1 pseudogene is annotated in these 598 nt (G+C 56.9%); it reads right to left on the minus strand.

The window, feature by feature from the left end:
- Positions 1-249: 249 nt before the first annotated feature.
- Positions 250-598, minus strand: a pseudogene (locus BK660_RS31685) (PA5502 family lipoprotein); the annotation flags it as partial.

Raw genomic sequence — 598 nt, forward strand, 5'->3', positions numbered from 1 at the left:
CTGGAAGCGGATGCCGGGTTGTTGCAAGGCAAGGATGTACCGGCGCTGACCAAACCATTCTTCGCGGCGATCGGGCAGCATCGGGTTTGGGATCGGGAGCCTAAGGCGAAGGCCATTCCGGCTTAAGGATTTTGCTGACTGGCAGGACGCTATCGCGAGCAGGCTCACTCCTACAGGAGATCTTCGGTGAACACAGAATGGGTGTCACACCGAGATCAAATGTAGGAGTGAGCCTGCTCGCGATGCTTTTTAAGGTTTACGCGGGCTCAGAACCATCTGCGCAGGCACGGTGCGCACGGTCTGCTTCACAATCTTCAGATCAAAGTCCGGATTCAATTTCTTGACCCGCTTGGTCAGCAACGTCGCCAACCACGGATAGTCATTCGTGCGTGGCGCCTGAATGGTCACCCCACACTCATAATTCACCACATCAGCGGCGATCGCATCCAGTTGTCGACGAAGTTTGCGGCTATCGGTGATATTCAATGCAACCGTAGTGCTCTCGGCGGCGGGATCGATCACCTTGGCTTTCGGCTTGGCTTCGGCGGCCAGCAGCGCGGCTTCAGCCTTTTCCAGCTCAGCCTTGCGCGCTTCAGTG

The organism is Pseudomonas brassicacearum (assembly GCF_003732265.1).
Lineage (GTDB): Bacteria > Pseudomonadota > Gammaproteobacteria > Pseudomonadales > Pseudomonadaceae > Aquipseudomonas > Aquipseudomonas brassicacearum_D.